The following is a 26,460-nucleotide window of genomic DNA, read 5'->3' on the forward strand; positions in this document are numbered from 1 at the left end:
GATTAAAAAGCTTAAACTAGCTTTAGGATTAGGATATTTTTACAAGTAAGGTCAAGGTATTTTTTTATCTTTGTGAGGGATTTTATAGGATATAATTTTCCGTTTAACTACTACAACAACAAACAACACTTTAAATAATGATAAATGACCTAGTGGTTCTGATTGTGGATGACGAACCAAAAGTGGCCGATGTTTTAAAAACTATTATAGAAACAAAGGTTACTACGGAAGAAAAAATATTAATTACGTGTGTGCACTCTGTTAAGGACGCTGTGAAATTTATTGACAGCTACCTACCTGATCTAGTTTTTTTAGATATTCATATGCCAGAAGAAAATGGCCTTCAACTTTTAAATCAAGTAGATAGTAAGAGTTTTGAGGTAGTATTTACTACAGCTTATGACCAATATGCAATTCAGGCCATTAATGAATACGATTGTTTAAAGTATTTATTAAAGCCTTTAAGTATAAAGGATGTTCAAAGTGTATTTGATAAATACAAAGACAAAGCCGGTTACCAATATTACTATAAGATTGTAAAGAACAATGCTAAACGCTATTTAATTAGAATTGAAGATGTAGTGTTTTGCAAAGCTGCCGATAATTATTGTGAAATTTATTTGTTAGAAAACAAACATTTGGTTTCTAGGACTTTAAAGTCTGTGACGGAACGTATTTTACATAAGAATTTTCGCAGGGTAAATCGCTCTTTTTTCGTCAATATGGATTATGTACAACATATTGATAGAGATAATAGGATTCATTTTAAATCTGTATTAAAGCACAATAATCAACCCGTAGATCCTCAAATCGTTATTGCTCAAAATACCATGAAAGATTTTAGCTCATGGACGCTATAAGGAAAATTTTTATGGTTTTAGCACTTTTGGTCTGTTCTGTTTTTTATGGACAGTACCGAGTGCTCAGTAAGAAATACGATGTAACTAGTGGATTAATCGCTAATGATGTACAAGCACTATGTTTAGACTCACAGGGTGTTTTATGGGTAGGGTCTACCGTTGGGGTTTCTAAAATTATCAACGGTGTAGTGGAGCTAGATCAAGAAATTAATGAGCATAGCTTTACTAATATCACTAGTATAGTGGAAGATCCCACACAGGGAATCTGGATATCTAGTTATGGACAAGGTGTACTTTATAAAGTAGATGATAAAATTATCACTTTTGGTCTGCTAGAAAATTTAATTTCAGACAGGGTAAAAACCCTTGAGGTCTTTCAAGATAAACTTTATGTAGGGACTACTAATGGGATTTCTATCATTGATTTAAAAACCCATCAAGTCTACAATCCCAAAGTGGAATTACAGAAGAACTTCCCTTATGAAGTAAGTGATTTCTTTGTATATGATGACCAGATTTATGCTACTACCATAAATAATGGTGTATGTGTAATAGAAGACTCTCAAGCTAAATGTATTAATCCTCTAAAAGGAGTTTTTACTGGTATTCCATACCAAGGCATGATGTTTTATGCCACCCAAGAGGGATTAATTGTACAGGATTTTTTAACCCAAGAAACAATTTATCAAAAAAACATTCCAAATATTAAGTCTTTTGAAATAATCAATGGGGAACTTTTTATCATTAGTTCTGGATTTTTTGACAATCAAGGAGGAGTTTATAAATGGGATAACGCTGAGGTGGAACAGATAAACCAAAGTGTTAAACTTCCAACTAATAGTTTTCTATCTATGACCTATGATAATAATCATGAGTTTTTGTACATAGGAAGTACCAGTAGTGGTTTGTTTCAAATAGATATGTTTTCTGCTTTGACTTTAGATACTACTAAGGAACATGTCATGGCCTTAGGTGGGGTAAAGGATACTGTGTTTTTATTTTCTAATAAAGGACTAGATCTCTTTAAGGAAGGAAAGCAAATCAAACATGTAGATATACAGGTTTTTAAAGATTTTCAACAAAAAAACTTCGAACGACTTAAGGATATTACTACAAAAGAGAATTACTTTTTAGAAATAGATTATTCCATCGATGTAGATCATATCTTATTTTATAAAGCAGTAGAACATAAAAACTCCATGTGGGTGAGTAGTAATATTGGATTGTTTGAATTAGATAGCAAAGGGGAGCTAATCCATTATTACAATATTTTCACTGTTCACTTTGAGTTTTACAAAGGACAATTAATTGAAGTGATGCCTTTTCAAGGAGTAAGAATTTATTCTGATTTGAAAAACTTTAAATATACCAATTACCTACGCTTTGATTCCCAGGACATTCCCACGGAAATTGTAAGTATGGTAAAAATGGAGGACACTCTTTATTTTGGAAGTGCCTTTGACGGGCTATTTTCTTATAATGAAGAGCAAGGTTTTGTGAGTTTGTTTGAAAAAGGTTGGTTTAAGCCCAAGCGTATCAAACGCTTATCTGCAGGGCCCAAAGGAATTCTTTATGTAGCTACGGATACCAATGAAATTTATGCCTTACAAACTAATTCTCCTATTTACTATGATCAAAAAGTAATAGATAGAGATCAAATAATGGGATCGGATATTAGCTTTATTTCTTGGAACTTGGACAAGGTAACAATTGGAACCAATAAAGGGCTTACTGTTTTTAAAGAGGATGGCGTTTTTTATTTTGATCAAGAACAGGGTTTTGATCCCACTAAAATAACTACGTATTACAAAAAAGGAAATATACTTTATTTAGGAACTTTAAATGGCCTTTATACCATTGATACTTATTATTTTCAAACCAAGTCTAGGCAGTTAGAGGTGAAAATTTCTCAAATTTTGGTAAATGGTAAGAAGACTACCTTATCTCAGGAGTCCTTTAAAACACACCAAGGTTTAATCCTACCTTATAATATGAATTCTTTGCAAATCAATTTTAGTGTAGATGGGGCAAAGTTTCCTAAAAAGTTACATTATCAATACCGTCTTAAGCCAGATGGGAATTGGCGAAAGGTTAGAGAAAGTAGGGTAGAGTTACACTATTTAGAATCGGGTACTTACCCCATAGAATTGAAAATTCGAGATTACGATTCTGGCTATGAAATATTACGTCCACTTTTATTTGTAAAAATAAGAGTACCTTATTATCGCACCGTTTGGTTTATTGCAGGTTGTATTGTAGGAGTGAGTTTTCTAACCTTTATTTTTTATAGAAATCAAATTCTTCAATTAAAAAGAAAACAGAGCGTAAGGGCTAGAAAACTTGTTTATGATAAGAGGTTAGCTGAGGTAAAGCTTTTAGCTATTCGAAGTCAAATGAATGCCCACTTTATTTTTAATGTTCTTAGTAGTATACAATTTTACATTCTAAAAGATAGTCAGGACCAAGCTTTTGAATATTTAGGGAAGTTCGCTCATTTAATACGAGAGAGTTTGAATCTATCTACTAAAGAAAGAATAAGCCTAGCTAGAGAAATAGAGTACTTAACCCATTATGTGGAAATTGAAAACATGCGCCTTGATGGAAGAGTTGTCTTTGAGGTTAATGTTTTAGATGATATTGATATTGAGCAGATTTTCTTACCCCCAATGCTCTTACAACCCTTTGTTGAAAATGCTATGGTACATGCATTTCCACTTAGTATTGAAAACCCTAAGTTGGAGATTTGTATATATAAGCTTAATCAGGAAGATTTGTGTATTGTCATTCAGGACAATGGTATTGGAGGAGTGAGTAAAGTCAAGAAAAAGCACAACTATAAATCCAAAGGGATGAGTATAGTTCGTCAACGAATGTCCTTGATTCAAAAATACCTTGAACAGGATATAAAAACTTACACCAGTGATAAAGGTTCTAGGGTGGAGTTAATTTTAAAAAAGGTGATTAAATAATGAAAAAATACGTATTTACACTTGTATTTCTACTTTACCTACTGGGTAATTCCTATGTTTTTTACCGCTTTTTTGCCATTGTTTCGGGCCAAGATAATTGGTTAGTTAATTTGTTTTTGACCTTGGCTATAGCAATAAGTTCTAGTATTTTTATATTCTATGGTTTTAGAAATAAGCTATGGGTACCATTAGGTAGTGTTTTATATAAAATAGGAACCGGATGGCTGATGCTATTAATCTATGCTTTTATCCTTTGTGTAATTGCCGACATTGTTTCCTTTGTTGGTATTTACCTTCTGAAAGCAGACTACCATATTTTAGCTTTTGATCATCCAATAAGAGGGTTTATATTAATTGTGTGTACGGTTGTTTTTGCGGCTTTAGGTTTTGCTTCCTACTGGAGTAAAGCAAAAGTGCAACTTTTTTTAACCACAGATAAAAAACTTAGCAAAGACACTAAAATAGTCTTTGTATCGGACTTACATCTTGGGTATGCTATTCAAAATAAAGAATTAGATAGCTGGGTTAAATTAATCAATGAGCAAGAAGCTGATTTGGTTTTAATTGGTGGTGATGTTATCGATTGTGATGTTAGACCTTTAGAGTACCATCAATTGGAGGATTCTTTAAGGCAAATTAAAACCAATTATGGCACATTTACTTGCCTAGGTAATCACGAATATTTAGCTGGAGTGGACCAAAGTATTGCTTTTTTAGAAAAAGCCAATATTACTGTTTTACGCGACAAAGCTGTTTTTATTCCAGGTTTAGATCTATATCTTATAGGTAGAGATGATAAGACAAATACTAAAAGAGAGACTTTGTCTAGTTTAACCAAACCATTAGATCCAAGTAAAATGAGCATCTTATTAGATCATCAGCCTTATCACTTAAAACAAGCTGCTAAAGCTGGTATAGATTTACAGCTCTCTGGACATACTCATAAAGGGCAAGTATGGCCAATTTCTTGGATAACCGATTATTTATTTGAGAAGAGTCATGGTTATTTGAAAAAAGACAACACACAATATTATGTAAGTTCTGGACTTGGTATTTGGGGAGGTAGATATCGAATTGGAACCACAAGTGAATATGTAGTAATAGAGCTTAGCTCTAGGAAAGAGGCCTTTAAAAAGTAGAAGTTTTATTATAGCCGAATAAAAGGCTATTTTTGTAAAAAATAAGTATTGTGAATTATCTATCAGTAGAAAATATAGCCAAGTCTTTTGGTGCTCGCACCCTTTTTGAAGACATTAGTTTTGGAATAAACAAAGACCAAAAAATTGCCTTTGTTGCAAAAAATGGTACAGGGAAAACCACTATTTTAAAAATCTTGATGGGGGAGGACTACCCTGATCAAGGACAGGTGGTTATTAGAAAAGGTATTCGAGTAGCTTTTTTAGCCCAAGAACCACTTTTACAAGACGAATTAAGCATTGAGGAAAGTATTTTTGCCTCAGATAATGATATTTTAAAGATTATCGAGCAATATGAAAAGGCTTTAGAAAATCCAGAAGATCAAGATGCTTACCAAGCAGCTTTTGAGAAAATGGATGCTTTTAATGCATGGGATTTTGAAACCCAATACAAACAAATCTTATCCAAGCTTAAATTAGATGATTTAAAAATCAAAGTAAAAAGCTTGTCTGGAGGACAAAAAAAGCGTTTGGCCTTAGCCATTATCTTAATTAATCGTCCGGATCTTCTTATTTTAGATGAGCCTACCAACCACTTAGACTTAGAAATGATTGAGTGGTTAGAGAATTACTTTGCCAAAGAGAACATAACTCTTTTTATGGTAACGCACGATCGTTTCTTCTTGGAAAGAGTATGTAATGAAATCATTGAATTAGATAATGGTAAGATTTACCAATATAAAGGTAATTACTCTTATTACTTAGAAAAGAAAGAGGAGCGTATTGCCATGGAGAATGCTAGTATTGATAAGGCTCAAAACCTATTGGTAAAAGAGCTTTCTTGGATGCGTAGACAACCTAAGGCAAGAACTACAAAGAGTAAGAGTAGAATAGATGATTTTTACATTATAAAAGAAAAAGCGCAATCTCGACGTACCGAACATCAAGTGGAATTAGAGATCAATATGGAGCGTATGGGAAGTAAGATTGTAGAGATGCATAAGCTTTATAAATCTTACCCGGATAAAACGATTTTAGACAACTTTTCTTACACCTTTAATAAAGGAGAGAGAATTGGTATTATTGGTAAAAATGGAAGTGGAAAATCCACTTTCCTAAATATCTTAACCCAAAGCGATAAACCAGATGCAGGTAAGGTTGTTGTAGGAGAAACCATCAAAATTGGTTATTATACCCAAGGTGGAATTAATATTAAACCAGAGCAAAAGGTAATTGATGTTATTAAAGAATTTGGAGAACAAATACCTTTGGCAAAAGGACGATCCATTTCAGCAGCTCAATTATTGGAAAGGTTTTTATTTGACCGTAAAAAGCAACACGATTATGTTGAGAAATTAAGTGGAGGGGAGTTAAAACGACTGTATTTATGTACTGTTTTAATTCAAAATCCAAATTTCCTTATTTTGGATGAGCCTACCAATGATTTAGATATTGTTACTTTGAATGTTTTAGAGAGCTTCTTATTGGATTTCCCTGGATGTTTAGTAGTTGTTTCCCACGACCGTTATTTCATGGATAAAATCGTAGATCACTTATTTGTCTTTAGAGGAGAAGGGGTGATTGAAGATTTTCCTGGTAACTATTCTGACTTTAGACAATATGAAGATAGCATCGAGCCAGAGAAAGAAGAACCAAAAGAAAAAGTAAATTGGAAACAAAAGCAAGAAAAACAAGGTTTGAACTTCCAAGAACAAAAAGAGTTTCAAAAAATAGAAAGAGACATTAGTAAGCTTCAAAAAAGCAAAGAGGATATAGAAAAGATCTTTGAGGACCTTTCCTTAACAGAAGAAGAAATTCAGAAGAAATCTTTAGAGCTGGAAAAAATTCTAGAAGAATTAGATGAAAAAGAAATGCGTTGGTTTGAGCTTAGTGAAAAAATGGAGCAATAAAACTTAGTAGGGAATTAAAAAGCCCTTGTCAAAATATAAATTTAAATCCCTACCGCCTTGAAAAAGGAGTAGGGATTTTTTATTGGTATAAAAGGCACTTTTTACCCTAGAATATTTTAGACTTTTTAGCGGTTTTATTTTGTCTTTTCTCTCTAGAATTAAAGTTTGGAAAATGGGGATTTAATACAAGAATAGAAGTGTAATAAAAGATGGGGAAAAGGTTGCTTTTTTGGACAAATTGAGGATATATTGTTCCTTGGCATGCTTATGGATGCCTAGTAAAACTGTAAAATGGCTTTTTTTTGATTGTTAAAAAGTTATTTTGTATGTAGCTGATAATTAATAAGTTGTAATTATTTTCTTGTTAAAGTAGGCTTTAAAATGAGGTGTTGTGATACGGAATTGAAAAAAGGCAGTAACTTTGCAAACAGAAATTTCAAGTGGTGACAGGGCTTGAGAAATTAAATTTAATGAGAAAAAAATGTTCTTTTTTTATCGGATCTTTACTACTAGTAGCTATGTTAATTTCCAGTTTTAAACAGTATGAATTACTAGTTACACCGGAGCTAAATATAGCTGCACCAGAGAATCTTTTTTACGCTAATCCACAAGAGTTTAGTGTGACAGAGGTTGCTAAAAGTAGTACAATTCCGTTCACAGGAAAGACCTATATGGGCTTTAAGCAAGCCTTAGGTGTGCGAGAGTCAAATGGATTATACGACATAGTTAATTCATATGGGTACTTGGGGAAATACCAATTTGGTAAATTAGCATTGCGTTCTATTGGAATAGTAGATGCCTCCAAGTTTTTACAAAATCCATTATTACAAGAAAAAGCATTTGATGCATTAGTATCAAAGAACAAATGGATTTTACGTAAAGAAATAAAGGAATTCCACGGTAAGCGCATCGCTGGGATACATATTACAGAGTCAGGTTTAATTGCTGCAGCTCACTTAGGTGGTGCAGGTTCTGTAAAGAAATTTTTAAAGAGTAATGGTGCTTATGGATTCAAAGATGGCTATGGTACTTCCATTAAATCGTATTTAAAACGTTTTAGTGGATACGACATCTCTCAGATACAAGCAGATAAAAACGCTGTGGTTTCCATATAAACCGGTATAATACAATCATTTAGGGCTAAAATACGCAATGTATTTTAGCCCTTTTTGTTTTTAAAGCCATTTTAAGCTTTTAAAAATATTTTACTAGAATAAGTCTTTGGATTGGGTACGGGTGCTTTAAAAGGTGTTTAAAATCGATTCTAAAGCTATTTGGTTCTGGTTTTTAAATAGTTAGAAGTAAGCTATGAAAGATAAGAAAAATTTTAAAGAGTAAAAAAGCGGAGTTTTTTGTTTGCTATTTCGACCTAGCTTTGGGGTGCGTTTTACTTTTTTTTTACTTTTTTTTTGTTTGGTATTGCTTTTTTTATACTTTTGTCCCTCAACAAAGAAAGAAAATGAATTTAATTCTTACAAATACTTGGTGGTGGAATTCTCTTACGTCGAACGTCGTGAGCGCTCCTTGCTATGTGTATATGTAATAATAAAAATATACGTAATTAATGCAAAAAGGCTTGTCACACGACAAGCCTTTTTTTTTGTTTAAAATTTAAAAAATATAGATAGAATGAACTTTCAAATAGACGCAAACGGATTTTATGGAAATTATGGTGGAGCTTATATACCAGAGCAGTTACAACCTGTAATTCAAGAATTACAAGAAAAATATTTACACTACTTAGAACAGGAGGATTTCAAGCAAGAAATGCAAGAATTACTTCAAGACTATGTTGGGCGTCCTACGCCACTTTATTTTGCAAAGAATTTATCCCAGAAGTATGGAGCAAAAATTTATTTAAAAAGAGAGGACTTATGCCATACGGGTGCTCATAAAATCAACAACACTATTGGTCAAATTTTATTGGCCAAGCGCATGGGTAAAAAGAAAATCGTTGCTGAAACTGGTGCAGGACAGCATGGTGTAGCAACTGCTACGGTTTGTGCTTTAATGGGGATGGAGTGTATTGTATATATGGGAGCTCTAGATATGGAAAGACAAGCACCTAATGTTGCTAGAATGAAAATGCTAGGAGCGACAATTGTTGCAGCAAAAAGCGGAGCGATGACCTTAAAGGAGGCAGTCGATGAGGCATTAATGTACTGGATTGATAACGCACATGATACCTTTTACTTACTTGGATCTGTAGTAGGACCTCACCCTTATCCAGATATGGTAGCTAAATTTCAATCGGTGATTTCCAAAGAAATCAAATCCCAATTATTGGAAAAGGAGCAAAGAGAAAATCCAGATTATATCATTGCTTGTGTTGGTGGAGGAAGTAATGCTGCTGGGGCATTTTATCATTTCTTAGAGCAAGATAGTGTTAAGTTACTTATTGCAGAAGGGGGAGGTAAAAATATAAATACTCTAGAAACTGCGGCTACTTCTTTTGTTGGGAAACCTGGTGTATTACACGGAAGTAAGACATTGTATATGCAGGATGAAAATGGAGAGCCTTTAGAGGCATATTCTATTTCAGCAGGTTTAGACTACCCTGGTTTTGGACCTTTATATGCACATATGAAAGAATTAAACCGCGCTGAGTTTTTTGCCATATTAGATCATCAAGCCATGCAAAGCGGTTTAGACTTATGTAAGATGGAAGGAATTATCCCAGCAATTGAGAGCTCTCATGCTTTAGCGGTTTTAGATCAAAAGAAATTTAACCCAGAGGATATCGTTGTGGTGAATCTTTCGGGAAGAGGAGATAAAGACTTAGGGAATTATCGTTCTTACTTTAATTTCTAAATCTTAAGAAGATAGGTTATAAAATTAAGAGGCCTTGCTTTAAGGAGCAAGGCTTTTTTACTTTATTTCTCTGGTGAATTTCTAACCATTTTACTAGGTACTACTAATTGATCAAAATCTTGTTCACTAACATGACCTAAATCCAGGGCAGCTTGTTTTAGAGTTGTATTGTTAGCATGTGCATATTGAGCAATTTCTGCGGACTTATAATATCCAATATGAGGATTTAAGGCAGTAACCAGCATAAGAGAGTTTTGTACTAATTCCTCTATTTTGTTCAAGTTAGGTTGCATCTCTTTTATGGCGTGTATATCAAAAGAAACACAAGCCTGTCCTAACAAAGTGGCAGATTCTAAGAAATTAGCAGCCATTACTGGCTTAAAAACATTTAATTCAAATTGGCCTTGGGTACCACTAAAGGTAATGGTTACATCATTACCTATAACTTGGGCAGCTACCATAGTTAAAGCCTCACATTGAGTAGGATTCACTTTTCCAGGCATAATGGAAGAACCAGGTTCATTTGCTGGAAGTATAATTTCTCCTATTCCAGATCTTGGCCCTGAGGCTAATAAACGAATGTCGTTGGCAATCTTGTATAAAGAAACGGCTAATTGTTTTAATGCTCCATGGGATTCTACTATGGCATCGTGAGCTGCTAAAGCTTCAAATTTATTCTTAGCAGTAACAAAAGGGTATCCAGTAAAACTAGCAATGTATTTTGCTACCAACTTATCATACCCCTTAGGAGTATTTAAACCTGTACCCACTGCAGTACCTCCAAGGGCTAATTCTGCTAGATGAGGTAGAGTATTTTTTAAAGCTGCCAATCCGTGATCTAATTGGGCAACATATCCAGAAATTTCTTGTCCTAGTGTTAAAGGAGTAGCATCCATTAAGTGGGTTCTACCTATTTTAACGATGTCTTTATATTCATGGGCCTTATGGTCTAAGGTATCTCTTAATTGCGTAATACCTGGTATGGTGATATCCATGATTGTTTTATAGGCAGCTATATGCATAGCAGTAGGGAAGGTGTCATTGGAGGATTGGGATTTATTGACATCATCATTGGCTAGTAATACTAAAGGCTCCTCACCAATTTGTCTGTTAGCAAGTACTTGTGCTCTATTGGCAATAACTTCGTTAACATTCATATTGGATTGTGTCCCTGAACCTGTTTGCCAAATTACAAGTGGAAATTGATCCTCTAATTTGTTATTTAAAATTTCATCACATACTTGTGCAATGGCTTGTTTTTTCTCTAAAGAGAGTACGCCAAGGTCATAGTTGGCATATGCAGCAGCTTTTTTTAAGTAAGCAAAAGCTTCAATGATTTCCTTGGGCATAGAGCCACTAGGACCAATTTTGAAATTATGGATAGAGCGTTGTGTTTGAGCTCCCCAATATTTGTCTGCGGGCACTTCAACTTTACCTAAAGTGTCCTTTTCAATTCTATAGTTCATAATAGCAATGTTTTGGATGATACTTCTAAAGTTACTCAAAATTATCTAGTTTGATTCTAAATGATTTGAAAATTTATTTAGGTTTTTAGGTTACAAAAAATAAAGTTCTTATATTTGGCAGGTATATACAAAAATTCCGGAAAAAATGTTTGAATTTCAACAGTATTTAGCTTTTATCGTTGGCATGACCGTTATTACAATGGCATTTTGGCTTTTGATATTCTTGATAGGTTTTGCTTGTTATTGGGCAACTGGAGGAGCTATCGAATTGCTTAAAGAGAAAAAAGCTAAAAAACAGCAATTAGAAGAAAGTCGAGTATAATTTTATACTTAGACAAAAAATAAAAGAGCTATATACTCAGTATGTAGCTCTTTTTTTATGGGTAAAAGTTTCCTTTAACTTTTAAACGATCTGTTTTTTTAAAAAGGACTACTTTACTCTTTACACCTTGGTATCTTAGATAGTAGCATTGTTAGTCTTAGTTAAGGCAGAGGTAGTATTACTACCAATAAAAAATCCCTATACTTTAAAGTATAGGGATTTTTTATTAAGAATCGTATTTATTAAATTAACTCCATATCTGAATCATCTGATGATCTTTCAGAAGAAGATTTTTGTCTGTCATTTTTCTTTTGGTTGAAACGGTAAGTAAAGGAAACATTCATTTGTCTACCTCTCCATTGCATTTCACTAAAAGAGTGAGATTGTGCTAAGAAAGTATCCATCTTTCTTTTTCTACTATTGAATAAGTCACTAATATTAACTGTAATAGTAGCTTGGTCTTTTAATACATCTTTACTTAAAGAGATATTAGCCGATAAAGAAGATTTAATTTTTCCTTGAGCTGTTGTAGTAGGAGCCATGTACATCCCATTTAATTGCCAATCAATTTTGTACGGCAAAGTAATTTTAGAAGAAATTCTAGTAAACCAAGCGTAGGCATTATTGTCGAAATTTTGGATTTGCTTGCTTCCGTCTATATCAATAAAGGTATAATCTCCTTTTGTTTGATTTTTGAAGAAGTTAAAGTTTCCATTTAATCTCCACCATTTAAATGGGTTATAGTTAAGAGTAAGATCTAATCCATAACGATATTCTGTAGCTAAGTTAATAGGAGAACTTACCGTAATTGGCGTACCATCTGGTGTTTGTCCAGCGATATATCTTACAAATTGGAAGGTATCTTCTGTTTTATTCAAATATACTGACCCTGTGAAAGTAAAGGTTGTCCATCTTTTCATAAATCCTAAATCAAATGCATTGGTTTTTGCAGGATTTAAATCTGGGTTACCTTTGAAGTAGTTAATATCACTTGTGTAATTAGAGAAAGGATTTAAAAATCTTCCTCTAGGACGCATGATTCTTCTACTATAACTTACCGATAAGTTAGTAGATTCGTTTAATTCGTAATTTAAGAAAGCACTTGGGAAAAAGTCATTATACTTTTTATTGTTGTAATCGTCTGTTCTTAATTGGTTTACGTCAATGTTGCTAGTTTCCCATCTTAAACCTAACATATAGTTTAATTTATCGGTAATCTTACTTCCAAATTGAGCGTATAATGCATTTACACTTTCTTTGTATTCTAATGTATTAGAAATAGCTGGGTCACTGATCCACTGTTGTTGGTTATTTTGGTTATACAAATCATAATCATTAGTGGTTTTCTTGAAAGTACCTAAGTAACCTGCTTCAAAATTAGAAGACTCTCCAATAGGTAAAGTATAGTCTAACTTCACTAATCCACTTAAATAATCATTATCCGAGGTGTTTTTTTGATAACCAATTGTAGTTACCTTTTGATTGATATCTGTTACATAAGTAGTATCATCATTGGTATCTTGAGATATAGATGCTTCCAAGTTTAATTTGTGATCCGAGTTATCTTTGAACACTTTTTCAAAAGAAGTAGTATAATCTACACTATTCCAAGTACTCTTCGCGTCTTCTTGTCTTTGTCTATTATGAGAAAAATCTCCTTGTGCATTAAAGTAGCTATAATCTACATTATTAGGAGCAGTTCTATTATTTCTTCTAACACTAACGACATTAGACCAAGTTAAGCTTGGGGTTAAGAAATAATCTAAACCAAACATAGCATTATACCCCTCTCTTTTATTATCATTGGTTTTGTACTCATTGATAAATTGAGTAGTGTTTCCATCAGCATCAAAGTACTGACTATCGTTTTTGCTATAGCCTTTGGATTTGCTATCTCTATAACCAATTGTAGTGTAAAAGTTGAAATTTTCACTTCTTAGGTTGAAGTTTCCACTAAGATTATAGTTCTCTGGATTTCCAATTGTTCCAGAAATATTACCATTAATACCTTGGGATTTACCTTTCTTTAAGATTATGTTGATAATACCAGCTCCTCCTTCTGCTTCATAACGAGCAGATGGGTTGGTAATTACTTCTATTTTTTCAATGGATTCAGCAGATAAAATACGCATAGCCTCTTCAATGTTACTAGCTAAACCATTTGGTTTTCCATCGATTAATACTTTTACGTTTTCACTTCCTCTTAAACTAACAGTTCCTTCGCTATCTACTGTAACAGAAGGTACATTATCAAGTACATCAGCAGCAGTTCCACCTTTAACAAGCATGTCTTGGCCAACACTATATACTTTTTTATCCAGTTTAATTTCTACACTAGAGGATTGGGCAATAACTACCACGTCATCTAAAAGCTGGGAATCGTCCTCTACTTTTAAAGTTCCAACGTTAGTATTTTGATCTACGAGAATATCTCTTTTTTCTAAAGGAGTGAATCCTAAGAAATCGATACGTATAAAGTAAGTTCCAGGGGGTACTTGAAAAGAGAAGTTTCCTTTTTCATCGGTCATACCGCCTGAAATAATATTTTCTCTGTCTTGATTTTGAGCATAAATACTAGCAAACTCTAAGGGTTGACTAGTACTATTTTCAATTACTTTCCCACTCAGGGTAAAGAGTTTTGGATTTTGAGCTAATGCTGTAACACTATAACATATAGTCAACAGCATTAGTAGAATGGTGTAAACCTGCTTATTTTTCATTGTAATCGTTAGTTTTTATATAAGTTTAGACGCTAAAGATTTACAATGGTTTAATATAAGGGTTGTTAATAAAGTGTTAAAATTATTTATCTACAATATTTCATGTATTTTTTCAGTGGGTCTTGCAATTACTGCGCGAGGTCCATTGACAACAATTGGTCTTTCTATGAATTTAGGATTTTCCACCATTGCTTGAATTATTTGTTCGTCTGTTAACTCTTTTTGTCCAAAAGTTTCCTGCCAAAGACTATCTTTGGTACGAACAAGCTGAATAGGGGAGTAGTTCAATTTCTGTAAAATTGTTTTAACATCCGTTTCGGTAAGTTCGGCATCTAAATATTTTATAATTTTGTAAGCAACGCCTTGTTGCTCCATAAATGCGATACTCTCTCGAGATTTACTGCAACGAGGATTGTGATAAATTGTGATCATAATTAGGTGATTTTCTATCAAATATAGTACATTTTTTGAAATATGAAATATATTGAACAGTTATTAAAGAAAAAACATAAAGTCAACTTATGGCTTTATTTACCATTTTCTCTACTTTTTTTTGGCATAATGGCCTTGAATGCAGTTGTCTTAAAGCTCACTGATGCTTCCACAAATGACATTATACGCCAAAATATTGCCTTGTATGGAAAGAATATAAACTTTCTACTGACCATAGGACCTTTAGTAGGATTACTCTTTGTATTGCTACTTTGGGTAAAACTTATACAAAAACAAAGTATTTTGACCTTGACTACTTCTAGGGATAAAATAGATTGGAACCGAATAGGTTTTGCCTTTATGTTGTGGTCAGCAATCTGTATATTTCTATTTGTAATTTCTTATATAGCCAATCCTCAAGATTTTCAATGGAATTTTAAGCCAGCTAGCTTTTTTACTTTTCTTGTTTTGGCTGTAGCTCTAGTGCCATTACAAACTAGTTTTGAAGAATATTTTTTAAGGGGATATTTATTACAAGGACTTGGATTGGCTACTAAAAGTAGAGGGGTTGCTTTTATATTGACTTCCTTTATTTTTGGATTGATGCACTTTGCTAATCCTGAGGTAGATCAAAATGGTATGTCTATTATGATCTACTATATTGGTACAGGAGTATTTTTGGGTATGATTACCTTAATAGATGAAGGATTGGAACTTGCCTTAGGTTTTCATGCTGCCAACAATTTAGTTGGGGTATTATTAGTAACCTCTAGCTGGACTGCTTTTCAGACGGATTCTCTTTTTATTAATACAGATAACGATTCTGTTGTAGGAGTATGGGAGTATTTGGCTCAAGTGGGTATAATTCTACCTTTAGTCTTTTTCATTTTTGCCAAAAAATATAAATGGCGTAATTATTCCAAACATTTATTTGGAGCGGTTAAATAGAATGTAATTTATGAAACAATATACTAATGATTTTGTACATGAGGATTTTTGCTTGAACGCAATCCCTTATACAAAAGAAGAACTTATCGATTTTGCACAGCATTCTTTAAGAGTTAGTGGACAAAAACACCTGGTTGAATTAGGGGATTTTATAGTTGAGTGGTTGGATGACAACCCTTATATTGTGGTACAAACCTCTGGAACTACTGGAGTTCCGAAGAAAATTCACCTCGATAAACAAGCTGTGATTTATTCGGCTAGAGCTACAGGGGAATTTTTTAATATACCCAATAAAAGTAAAGCCCTACTGTGTATGTCTACCAACTTTATAGCCGGTAAGCTTATGCTAGTAAGAGCCCTAATATTAGGTTGGGATTTACACCATGTTGCTCCAAGTTCTAATGTAATGCAACAAGTGGAAGGAGATTTTGATTTTGTAGCTATGGTACCTATGCAGGTGCAGGCTAGTTTACAGGAATTACATAGAGTAAAATGTTTAATTATTGGCGGGGCAAAAGTTTCGGCTTCTTTAAGTGAACAATTACTATCCCTTGATACAAGAGTATATGAAACCTATGGGATGAGTGAAACCATTACTCATATTGCAGCAAAGCAGATTAATAAGGAGTACTTTACTATTCTATCCCATGTTAGTATTAAGCAAGATGACCGAGGCTGCTTGGTTATTAATGCTCCAAAGATTACAAGTGAGCCTATTATTACCAATGATGTAGTGACTTTACTTAATGAGAAAGATTTTATATGGAAAGGTAGAATAGACAATGTGATAAATAGTGGGGGGATTAAGTTGTATCCAGAAGAAATAGAACAACTTCTTAGCCCTAAAATACCCTATCCTTTTTTTATTGGCAGTAAAAATGATCCTATTTTAGGAAACAAGGTAGTTTTAGTGATACAAGCCAAGGCTTATATGCTAGAAGATACTATCTTTGAGACCTTACACAGGTACCAAAGGCCTAAAGAGATTCAGTTCTGCGATACCTTTATTACCACCGAGTCTGGAAAGGTGATAAGAAGTAAAAATATTAAATAAAAAACTAATTATGATTAAAAGAACATTTGGGCACTTAGCTTTAGCTCTTTTTGCCTTACATAGCATGTCTATTTTTGCTACTACTAATGAAGTTATTGTTGAAACAAAGAAAAATAGGGATCCTGTTTTAAATACAAAGGTAGCTCAGGCTATTTTAGATAAAAATAGAGATTTCGCTGAGCAAGGTGCTGTTGCGGATTATATTCCAGAGCTTGCAAAAATGCGTAAGGATGCTATTGCTTTGAGTGTAGTTAAGCCAAATGGAGAAATTGTAAGTGTTGGAGATGTAGATCAAAAATTTACTATTCAAAGTGTATCTAAGATTATTTCTTTATTTATTGCTGTTCAAGAATTAGGAGAAGAAGCTGTTTTTAGTAAAGTAGGTTATTATGGAACTAATATGCCTTTTAATTATTCAGCTAATTTAGATTTTAATGGAAAACCATTAAATCCAATGATGAACGCAGGAGCTATTTTAACTACTTCGTTGATCCCTGGAGATAAAGATGTAGCTTACCAAAAGATTTTGGAGATGATTCGCTTTATTACCAACAATCCTAGTATTGATATTAATCAAGCGGTTTATCTATCAGAGAAAGAAACAGGTCATAGAAATAGAGCAATGTTCTATATGATGGTTAACAGTGGCTTTATCGACTATTCTCAAGAAAATGAAGATAAGTTAGATAATTACTTTAAGCAGTGTTCTATTGAAATCACGGCCCAGGACTTGGCTAAAATGGGATATTTCTTCGCAAATGACTGCGTGCGTTACGATGGAAATACTAAATACCAAAGTACAGATATGGCAAGATTAATTCAATCGGTTATGTTCACTGGTGGTATGTATGAGTTTAGTGGAGAATATGCTAGAAAAGTTGGTTTACCTAGTAAATCTGGTGTAGGAGGTGGTATCTTAGTTAGTGCTAACAAAGGATATGGTTTAGGTGTATTTAGCCCTAGCTTAGATAAACAAGGTAACTCTATTGCAGGTTATCATATGATTAAAGACATTGCAGACTTATTGGATTTAAATGTATTCTAATAAGAACAGAATAAGGATAAAATAATAAAAGCCTCAAAAGTTAACTTTTGAGGCTTTTATTATTTTATATATCCCAGCTTTTTATGGAGCTATGGTAGTAAATAAATAGGTTGCAAATAACACCAGTAGTACAATTCCCTGTTGAATGTTTGTTCTTCCAGATGAAATAGAAAGATAAACAGTGGCAATACTTGTTAATAGTAATACAGTTGATTTAGCGTCTATTCCCAAGGCAACAGTTAATCCTGTAAAGTAAGAAACAATTGCTACTGCAGGAATAGTAAGTCCGATGGAAGCTAGGGCAGAACCAATAGCTAGGTTTAAGCTAGTTTGTAATCTATCTTGTCTAGCTGCTTTATAGGCAGCTAAGCCTTCTGGAAGTAAAATAACCGTTGCAATGATAATACCAACCAAAGATTTAGGTGCGCCAGCTTGAGCAACTGCACTTTCAATGGTAGGGGATAATAACTTAGATAATAATACAACTGCTGCCAAAGCTACAAGTAGCATAATAAAGGCTACAACGGTAGTAGGAATATTCACAGGTATATGATCTATGTTATTATCTGCATCTTGATCCATACTATTCTCTGCATCTTGATCCGTGGTCTGCTTTGTAGCTGTAGTATTACTATTAGATGTTTTTAAGTCTTCTTCTAACACAAAGTAATTACGGTGACGAATGGTTTGTACCGCTAAAAACCCTCCATAAAGAATTAAAGAAACAATAGCTACAAAGAATAATTGATTACTTGTATAACTATTACCTGGCTGACTAGTAGTGTGATTTGGTAGTATTAAAGTTAAGGTTGCAATAGCTAGTAGGGTAATTAACCCAGTACTAATACCTTGTTTTATAAAGTTTTGTTCTTTAAAGCGATATCCACCACTTAGAAAACAGATTCCGATTATTCCGGTAAGAATAATCATTATTGCGGCAAATACAGTATCTCTTGCTAAGAAAGAAGGTTCTGAGTTACCTTCACTTAGCATTATAGACACAATTAAAGAAACTTCAATTACCGTTATTGCCAAGGCAAGGATGATAGTTCCATAAGGTTCTCCAACGCGATGTGCAACAGTTTCAGCATGGCTAACCGATGCTAGTACTGATCCAATTAGAAAAGCTCCTAAAAGCAGGTCAGTATATAAATTATTAGGTAGAGAGCCTTGTACAAATAAAAGTAGTACGGATACTAAAGGGATAAGAATAGACCAAATAGGTACTTTTATTGATTTTAATGCTTCTTTCATGAGCTTTATATCGAATTTATTTATTTTGTGTGAAAATAATATTTTTTTCGATAAAAAAAGTATATAAAAGTAATAATATGGGAATATTTATATTAATTGTTAAAATAATACCATAACTAAAGTAAAAAGGCCATTTTTATATATAAAAATGGCCTTTGGTATGATAAAGAAGGGTTTCTTCTTAGAATTGTTCTCTTCCTGCGAAATGGAAAGCTGATTCAATAGCAGCGTTTTCGTCGCTATCTGATCCGTGAACTGCATTTTCTCCAATAGATTTAGCATATTTCTTACGGATAGTTCCTTCTGCTGCGTCCGCTGGGTTTGTAGCTCCAATTAATGTTCTGAAGTCTTCTACTGCGTTATCTTTTTCTAAGATAGCTGCAACGATTGGACCTCTAGACATAAATTCAACTAATTCACCGTAAAAAGGTCTTTCACTGTGTACTTCGTAGAATTTTTGAGCATCTCTAACTGTTAATTGAGTTAACTTCATAGAAACAATTTTAAATCCTGCCTCTGTAATCATGTTGATGATACCACCGATGTTCCCTGCCTCAACAGCATCTGGCTTAATCATTGTAAAAGTTCTGTTAGTTGCCATTATATTGTATTTAAATTTTACACAAAAGTAAACTATTAAAGCTTAATTTTCCAATTTGTTAATTAAAAAAAATTGCTTTCTTTATTTTATAAGTGGAATATCTAATAAGCGTTGTGCTAGTTCGATCATTTCTGGTGTACCAGTATGCTTTTTAGGCTCATCCGATAGTTTTACCACATCTGTCCAATTGCCCTTTTCAGGTAATGCTTGTGACATTTTTATCACAATATTCATTGCAGGTAAACCTACATCATTGGTGAAATCCGTCCCAATTCCAAAAGACATACCTATTTTTCCTCTACAAAAATGGGTGATATGCTGTACTTTTTCAGGATTCAAACCATCACTAAAAATAATTGTTTTTGAGCGAGGATCAATATTCAAACTCTTATAGTGATTAATGGTCATTTGCGCAAATTCAATTGGATCTCCACTATCATGTCTAACACCATCAAATAGCTTAGCAAATTTTTTATCAAAGTGTTCAAAGAAGACTTCACTTGTGTAAGTATCTGTTAGGGCTATTCCTAAATCTCCTCTATAAGTATCCACCCAATGCTCTAAGCCCATGGAATTTGCCATTTTAAAGCCATATTTAGCAGCGTGGAACATAAACCATTCATGGGCATGTGTACCAATTGGTTTAATGTTATTGACCATTGCCAGGTGAACGTTACTTGTTCCAATAAAGCATGCCGAGCCATATTTCTTAAGGGTTTCAACTACTATGCTATGTACTTTATAAGAGTATCTTCTTCTTGTACCAAATTCAGCGATAGTAATACCAAGTTTTTTATAGTTTTCAATCTTGTTTTTGGTAGTTTCTATAATTTGCTGCTCTACCATAGGTTGAGCCCCCGTTAGTATATAATACAATTCGCAAATCAAAGACATTAATGGAACCTCCCATAAAATAGATCTATACCAATATCCTTGGATATTAACCGTTAACTGGTCTTTATCTTGTGTTATTTCTACTTCATTTGGATTATAGCTATATCCTTCTAAAAAGTCTAAATAAGTAGGGTCTAAATAAGGGCAAGTTTTTGCTAAAAAGTCTTTCTCAGCCTTAGTTAAACGTAAATCTGCCATCTTATTTACCTGATCTTGCAAGGCCTCAGCAAATCCATCGGGATACTTATGGTCTCCTCTGTTGATAAATACGTAAGATGCCTTTGCGTAGGGAAATTGTTTAATGGCAGCGTGTTGCATCGTAAATTTATAAAAATCGTTATCTAAAATAGAAGTGATTATGGGGTGTTGTATATTACTTTGCATAAATGTTAATTTTAAAAGTATAGAATATCTTTAGTCCAATAAGCAAAAGCTGAGTGGTTTTAGCTAAAGATACTAAAAAGGTTAAATTTTTTTACTGTGTTTTTTATAGAGGTAATAAAAAAATCCAGATAGGCATAAGTAATGCATCTGGATTTAATATTATTCTAAGGATTGTAGCGTTACTAATTTGGAATAAGCTCCATTTTTAAGTAATAGTTGCTCGTGAGATCCTTGTTCGATTATCTTACCTTTTTGCATTACTACAATTAAATCTGCGTTTTGAATAGTAGATAAACGGTGAGCAATTACAATAGAAGTTCGATTTTTCATCATATTCTCTAAAGCTTGTTGTACTATTTGTTCGCTTTCTGTATCTAGTGCTGAGGTAGCCTCGTCTAAAATCATTATAGGAGGATTCTTTAAAACTGCTCTAGCTATAGATAGACGCTGTTTTTGTCCACCAGAAAGTTTATTACCTGAATCTCCAATATTGGTATCTAAGCCCTGAGGTAAATCTTTCACAAATTCATAGGCATTAGCAATTTTTAGAGCATTGATAATTTCCTGGTCACTAGCATTTGGGTTACCTAATTTTAGGTTGTTTTTAATGGAGTCATTAAATAAAATACTGTCTTGGCTAACTAGACCAATCAGATCTCTTAAATCATCTAATTTGATGTCTCTAATATCTACATTGTCGATAAGTATCTTACCTTTATTGATATCCCAGAATCTTGTAAGAAGGTTGGATATAGTACTTTTTCCACTTCCACTTTGTCCTACTAAAGCTATTGTTTTTCCCTTTGGAATCTCTAAGTTGAAGTCTTTTAGTACTTCTTCTTTGTCGTATTTAAAGCCAACATGTTCTAAGGTAATAGCTGTAGTAAAGTCTTTTTTATCAATAGCGTTCTCTTTACTTGTTATGCTATTTTCTTGTTCTAGTATATCTAAGACTCTTTCTGCTGCTGCATATCCTCTTTTTAAACTGTAAGAGGCTTTACTCATAGCTTTAGCAGGAGTTAAGATATTATAAGCCATACCGATATAAGCAATAAAGGAAGCTCCTGACAAGCTTTGTTCGGTTAAAACCATATGTCCTCCAAATACTAATAAAACAGCAATAGTTACAATACCTAAAAACTCACTTAAAGGAGAGGAAAGGTTTTGACGATTTAAAATTTTATTGTTTAGCTCATAAAAGCTTTGGGTAGATTCTTGGAAACGAGCATTAAAATTAGCTTCTGAATTAAAACTTTTTATAATACGCATACCCTGTAAAGACTCTTCAATCAAAGAAAGAAAATAACCTTGCTCTTGGGATGCTTTTTGAGAACTTTTCTTTAGGGACTTACCAACCTTAGAGATTATTACCCCTGCAATAGGAATGAAAATAAATACAAACAAAGTAAGTTTAACACTTATTCCAAACATTGCAATAATGGTAAATACAATGGTTAGAGGTTCTCTAACAATAACTTCTAAAATAGATAAGAAGGAATGTTGGATCTCAAGAACATCGGCTGTAATTCTGGAAATAACATCTCCTTTTCTTTTCTCAGAAAAGAAAGATAGAGGTAGCTCTAATGATTTTTTATACATGGCATTACGCAAATCCTTTAAAACACCGTTGCGTAAGAAAGTACCAAAATACATTCCCCAATAATTGAAAAGGTTCTTAAGTAAAAACAAGGTTATAATAACCCCTGCCATTACCATTAAAGTCTTTTCTGCACCATGGGCTTGAGAAAAAGAATTAATAAAGTAAGACATATAGTCTTCTAAATAATTCTTTAAACTACCGATACCTTGGTAAACTGGTTTTTGCACTATAGGTTTGGCTTCATCAAATAATACTGTCATCATTGGGATCAAAGCCACAAAAGACAAAGCACTAAATAGGGCATATAGTATATTAAAAAATACGTTTAAATAGGCGTATTTTTTATAAGGAAAGGCATATCGAATAATTTTTTTAAAGTATTCGTTCATAGGTAAAGTATATGGTTTTTAGTAAAAGCAAAGTAGACTAGTATAAATACTAGTCTATTTTATATTAGTTTAGATTCATTTCTTGGATGATACTTTGAATTTTATCCTCTAAATGTTGTTCTACTTCTTTTATTTGTGATAAATCATCTACTGGGTGGTTTACACTAAAATAGAATTTAATTTTAGGTTCTGTACCACTTGGACGAGCAGCAATCTTACTTCCGTCTTCTAGGTAATAAATTAATACATTCGAACTTGGAACTTGGATTTCTTCCACTTCGTTTGTAATTAAGTTAAGGGCTTTTTGGGTTTTGTAATCCTCTACACAAACCACTCTTTGTCCAATAATATGAGAAAGTGGATTTTGTCTTAAATCAGACATAATTTGGTTGATTTGAGCAGCTCCATCCATTCCTTTTTTTACCAAAGAGATTAGGTGCTCTTTGTAGTAACTATGGTCAATGTATAGATTTAAAAGTTCTGTGTAAAAAGAACTCTTTCCAGCTTTTGCTAATGCAGCAATTTCACATACTAAAAGGGCAGAAGCAACAGCATCTTTATCTCTTACTTGATCGCCAATCATATAACCGAAGCTTTCTTCTCCACCTCCGATGAATTTTTGATCTGGGCAATCGTTGATGAATTTAGCAATCCATTTGAATCCAGTTAATCCAACTTTACACTCTACCCCATAACTTTGAGCTAAATCTAACATCATAGGTGTAGATACAATTGTAGAACCAATGAATTCATTGCCTTTAAAACCTTGGTTTCTCTTGTATTGTTCTAATAAGAAAGCAGTCATAACTACCATGGCTTGGTTACCATTTAAAAGCGTCATTTTTCCTTCTAAATCACGTACTGCAATTCCAATTCTATCTGAGTCAGGATCCGTACCAATAACAATATCAGCACCAACTTTTTCAGCTAGTTCCATTGCCATTTCTAGAGCTTCTGGCTCTTCTGGGTTAGGGGATTTTACTGTAGGGAAGTCTCCATTAGGTTCTTCTTGCTCTTTTACAATAAAGACATTTTTATAACCTGCCTTTTCTAAAGTTTGAGGGATTAACTTAATAGAAGTTCCATGTAAAGATGTGAAAACAATTTTCAGATCATCTTTAGCCCAAGCTGGAGTATTAAAGCTCGCATGCTCTATAGTAGAATTAATAAAGGCTTGGTCTAATTCCTTACCTACATAAGTAATAAGGTCATCTTGGCCTTTAAAGTTGATATCTTGGTAGTTTAAGCTATTAATAATATCAATAACTGCTTGGTCATTTGGAGGAACAATTTGGCCTCCATCTTGCCAATATACTTTATAACCGTTGTATTCCGGTGGGTTATGTGAAGCAGTTAAAACAATACCTGCTTGACAGTTGTAGTATTTTACTGCAAAGGAAAGCTCAGGAGTAGGACGCATATCTTCAAATAAGTATACTTTGATACCATTTGCAGTAAATACATCTGCTACCACTTTAGCTAATTCTTTACTATTATGTCTACAGTCATAGTTAATGGCAACACTAGATTGTTTGTTTGGAAAACACTCTTTAATGTATTGAGATAAACCTTGGGTGTTTTTTCCTAAAGTGTATTTGTTGATTCGGTTCGTACCTATTCCCATTACACCACGCATACCTCCAGTTCCAAACTCTAAGTTTTTGTAAAAACTATCCTTCAGTAACTCACTGTCCTCTTGGATCATTCTCTCTACTTCTTGTTTAGTTTCTGTATCAAAAGGATCTTGTAACCACTGGTTAGCTATTTGTAAAATATCTTGTTCTGTTTGCATAATTATATTTTTTTAAAACCGACTTTTTGGGCGATTTTGTATCTCTTATTTTTTGTATTTGTCTTTAGTATTATTTCCCCTATAAAGCCTGCTAAAAACAATTGGCTACCTATGATCATTGTAGTTAAAGCAATGTAAAACCACGGATCTCTAGTGACCAAGATAGAGGGTAGGCCATAGTAAAGTTTGTAGAGTTTACTACCTCCTATAAATAAGGAAGCACAGAACCCTATACAAAGCATTAAAAGGCCAAGAGCACCAAAGAAGTGCATTGGACGTTTACCAAATTTAGTTAAAAACCAAATGGTGATTAAATCTAAAAATCCATTTATAAATCGATTCATCCCAAATTTAGTAACTCCGTATTTTCTGGCTTGGTGGATTACTACCTTTTCTCCAATTTTAGAAAACCCTTCGTTTTTGGCTAAAACAGGTATGTATCGGTGCATCTCCCCTGAAACTTCTATGTTTTTTACCACCTCTAGACGGTAAGCTTTTAGTCCGCAATTAAAATCGTTAAGCTGTACCCCTGAAGTTTTTCTTGCAGCCCAATTAAATAGTTTGGAGGGGATGTTTTTAGCCCATAGAGAATCATATCTTTTCTTTTTCCAACCAGAGACTAAATCGAAATTTTGCTCTGTTATCATTTTATATAGGCTTGGAATTTCCTCTGGACTGTCTTGTAAGTCTGCATCCATGGTAATAACCACTTGTCCTTGGGCTCTTTTAAAACCTGCATGTAAAGCCTGAGACTTACCAAAGTTTCTGGCAAAACGGATTGCTTTACAAGCTGGATTTTGTGCTATTAAACCTTGGATAATATTCCATGAATCATCCGTACTACCATCATCAATAAAGATAATCTCATAACTAAAGTTATTTTCCTGCATAACTTTAGAGATCCATTGGTGTAATTCGGGTAAAGATTCTGCCTCGTTTAATAAAGGTATAACAATAGAAAGATTCATGAAAAAAGCTTTAGTTGAGTCGAAGGATTATTTTTTCGAAGGTTGTTCTTTATTTTTCTTAGGCTGTTTTTTAGACACAGAAGATTGTTTATCCTCAGATACATCCTTTACTTGTAGGTTGTCAGTGTGTTTGTCTGGGCTATCTTGTGTTGGTTTTTCTACAGGTATAAATTCTGATTTGTTTCTGAAAATAGCCGCTAATAAGAAACCTAGGATACAATATTTTAATATACTTCCAGCCCATGCAAATACTTGGGTTTGGAAGGTAAAAGGATTGCTTTCTTCAGCTTGTTTGATTTTAGCTAACCTATCGGCTTCAGGCATACCAAGGGCATTGATTTTGTCAATAGCCATTTGGTACAGAGTGTCTCTAAGGGGCTCTTGTGCATTTGGATTAACAAAGTTAAATAGGATATAGTATACTACCATATTCACCGTAACACCTATTAATACATAAAGTAGGTAAGGAGTAAAGGCCTCTTTAAAAGTAATATAGCCTCCTATTTGTTTCTTAGCCATTAATATACAACCTATAGCTAGAGCTATAGTTACGAAAATATTCAAAAAACCTAAAGGGATGTTTGTGAATAAATTTTGGTCAGTAAAAAAAACTATACAATCAAAAAGGGTATAGTAGGCAGCTAGAATTAAACCAAATTTAATTCCAATTTTATTAATTGGGTCTTTCATTATTTGCTAGTAAGTAAACTTTAAAAAAACAAATATACTAAAATAACCCTTTACCTTAATTGTGAATTGTGATATATATAGGTTTTGTAGTAGACAAACCAACCTAGCTTTCAAGCTCAGAAGCTTGCTTTTATTTAGTAAACAATTGGTTTTTATAAGGCAAAAAAAAAGCAAGTACTTCATCAGGTAAGATAAAGTACTTGCTTTAAAGCCAG

20 protein-coding genes are annotated in these 26,460 nt (G+C 33.3%); 10 read left to right on the top strand and 10 right to left on the bottom strand.

From position 1 onward, the window contains the following. Positions 1 to 137 precede the first annotated feature (137 nt). The 6 genes from ACYSNM_RS09010 (at position 138) to trpB (ending at position 9,686) form a co-directional block, all read left to right on the top strand. On the top strand, positions 138 to 860 hold the full coding sequence (locus ACYSNM_RS09010) for a LytR/AlgR family response regulator transcription factor (protein ID WP_461756589.1): 723 nt from the start codon (positions 138 to 140) through the stop codon (positions 858 to 860). After that, complete coding sequence (locus tag ACYSNM_RS09015) at positions 848 to 3,829, top strand: sensor histidine kinase (RefSeq protein WP_461756590.1); 2,982 nt, start codon at positions 848 to 850, stop codon at positions 3,827 to 3,829. Before ACYSNM_RS09010 ends, ACYSNM_RS09015 begins: the two co-directional genes overlap by 13 nt. Further along, the gene (locus tag ACYSNM_RS09020; protein ID WP_461756591.1) at positions 3,829 to 4,968 is read left to right on the top strand and encodes a metallophosphoesterase; all 1,140 of its coding nucleotides are present in this window, start codon (positions 3,829 to 3,831) and stop codon (positions 4,966 to 4,968) included. The genes ACYSNM_RS09015 and ACYSNM_RS09020 overlap by 1 nt, the downstream gene beginning before the upstream one ends. Before the next feature lie 50 nt (positions 4,969 to 5,018). Beyond that, the gene (locus tag ACYSNM_RS09025; RefSeq protein WP_461756592.1) at positions 5,019 to 6,875 is read left to right on the top strand and encodes an ABC-F family ATP-binding cassette domain-containing protein; all 1,857 of its coding nucleotides are present in this window, start codon (positions 5,019 to 5,021) and stop codon (positions 6,873 to 6,875) included. A 470-nt stretch (positions 6,876 to 7,345) separates the two neighbouring features. Beyond that, positions 7,346 to 7,990, top strand: coding sequence for a peptidoglycan-binding protein LysM (locus ACYSNM_RS09030; protein ID WP_461756593.1), 645 nt, complete (start codon positions 7,346 to 7,348; stop codon positions 7,988 to 7,990). A gap of 514 nt (positions 7,991 to 8,504) precedes the next feature. Then, a complete protein-coding gene (trpB, locus tag ACYSNM_RS09035; protein WP_461756594.1) occupies positions 8,505 to 9,686 on the top strand; it encodes a tryptophan synthase subunit beta in 1,182 nt (393 codons plus the stop codon). Positions 9,687 to 9,748: 62 nt separating this feature from the next. Here the strand turns inward: trpB and fumC are convergent, their stop codons facing one another. Beyond that, positions 9,749 to 11,152, bottom strand: a complete 1,404-nt coding sequence (fumC, locus tag ACYSNM_RS09040) for a class II fumarate hydratase (protein ID WP_461756595.1) — start codon at positions 11,150 to 11,152, stop codon at positions 9,749 to 9,751. Between the two features lie 145 nt (positions 11,153 to 11,297). Here fumC and ACYSNM_RS09045 point away from each other — a divergent pair, with 145 nt between their 5' ends. Further along, positions 11,298 to 11,474: a hypothetical protein gene (locus ACYSNM_RS09045; RefSeq protein WP_461756596.1), complete on the top strand. Its 177-nt coding sequence runs from the start codon at positions 11,298 to 11,300 to the stop codon at positions 11,472 to 11,474. 242 nt (positions 11,475 to 11,716) lie between these two features. On the opposite strand, the gene ACYSNM_RS09050 is transcribed toward ACYSNM_RS09045, so the two are convergent. Continuing rightward, complete coding sequence (locus ACYSNM_RS09050) at positions 11,717 to 14,194, bottom strand: TonB-dependent receptor (protein WP_461756597.1); 2,478 nt, start codon at positions 14,192 to 14,194, stop codon at positions 11,717 to 11,719. A 90-nt stretch (positions 14,195 to 14,284) separates the two neighbouring features. Continuing rightward, entirely contained in the window at positions 14,285 to 14,626 is a 342-nt protein-coding gene (arsC, locus tag ACYSNM_RS09055; RefSeq protein WP_461756598.1) for an arsenate reductase (glutaredoxin), read from the bottom strand. Positions 14,627 to 14,668: 42 nt separating this feature from the next. Between arsC and ACYSNM_RS09060 the strand changes: the two genes are divergently transcribed. Genes ACYSNM_RS09060 through glsA form a run of 3 tightly spaced genes read left to right on the top strand, consistent with a single transcriptional unit; the run spans position 14,669 to position 17,673 of the window. Then, complete coding sequence (locus tag ACYSNM_RS09060; RefSeq protein WP_461756599.1) at positions 14,669 to 15,574, top strand: lysostaphin resistance A-like protein; 906 nt, start codon at positions 14,669 to 14,671, stop codon at positions 15,572 to 15,574. 10 nt (positions 15,575 to 15,584) lie between these two features. Continuing rightward, on the top strand, positions 15,585 to 16,628 hold the full coding sequence (locus ACYSNM_RS09065; RefSeq protein WP_461756600.1) for an AMP-binding protein: 1,044 nt from the start codon (positions 15,585 to 15,587) through the stop codon (positions 16,626 to 16,628). A 10-nt stretch (positions 16,629 to 16,638) separates the two neighbouring features. Next, a complete protein-coding gene (gene glsA / locus ACYSNM_RS09070; RefSeq protein ID WP_461756601.1) occupies positions 16,639 to 17,673 on the top strand; it encodes a glutaminase A in 1,035 nt (344 codons plus the stop codon). Positions 17,674 to 17,754: 81 nt separating this feature from the next. On the opposite strand, the gene ACYSNM_RS09075 is transcribed toward glsA, so the two are convergent. From ACYSNM_RS09075 to ACYSNM_RS09105, 7 genes are all read right to left on the bottom strand, one after another. Then, the gene (locus ACYSNM_RS09075; RefSeq protein WP_461756602.1) at positions 17,755 to 18,927 is read right to left on the bottom strand and encodes a calcium:cation antiporter; all 1,173 of its coding nucleotides are present in this window, start codon (positions 18,925 to 18,927) and stop codon (positions 17,755 to 17,757) included. Between the two features lie 181 nt (positions 18,928 to 19,108). Continuing rightward, entirely contained in the window at positions 19,109 to 19,528 is a 420-nt protein-coding gene (locus ACYSNM_RS09080) for a nucleoside-diphosphate kinase (protein ID WP_461756603.1), read from the bottom strand. Between the two features lie 81 nt (positions 19,529 to 19,609). Beyond that, positions 19,610 to 20,806: a nicotinate phosphoribosyltransferase gene (gene pncB, locus ACYSNM_RS09085; RefSeq protein ID WP_461756604.1), complete on the bottom strand. Its 1,197-nt coding sequence runs from the start codon at positions 20,804 to 20,806 to the stop codon at positions 19,610 to 19,612. 159 nt (positions 20,807 to 20,965) lie between these two features. Beyond that, a complete protein-coding gene (locus tag ACYSNM_RS09090) occupies positions 20,966 to 22,795 on the bottom strand; it encodes an ABC transporter ATP-binding protein (protein ID WP_461756605.1) in 1,830 nt (609 codons plus the stop codon). Positions 22,796 to 22,859: 64 nt separating this feature from the next. Then, positions 22,860 to 24,587, bottom strand: coding sequence for a phospho-sugar mutase (locus ACYSNM_RS09095; protein WP_461756606.1), 1,728 nt, complete (start codon positions 24,585 to 24,587; stop codon positions 22,860 to 22,862). A gap of 2 nt (positions 24,588 to 24,589) precedes the next feature. Next, positions 24,590 to 25,555 carry a glycosyltransferase family 2 protein gene (locus tag ACYSNM_RS09100; protein WP_461756607.1) on the bottom strand — a complete coding sequence of 322 codons (966 nt, stop codon included), beginning with the start codon at positions 25,553 to 25,555 and terminating at the stop codon, positions 24,590 to 24,592. Positions 25,556 to 25,582: 27 nt separating this feature from the next. Then, positions 25,583 to 26,245 (bottom strand): DUF4199 domain-containing protein, encoded by a 663-nt coding sequence (locus ACYSNM_RS09105; RefSeq protein WP_461756608.1) that lies wholly within the window; start codon positions 26,243 to 26,245, stop codon positions 25,583 to 25,585. Between the last annotated feature and the right edge of the window lie 215 nt (positions 26,246 to 26,460).

This window comes from Myroides sp. LJL116, assembly GCF_054871685.1.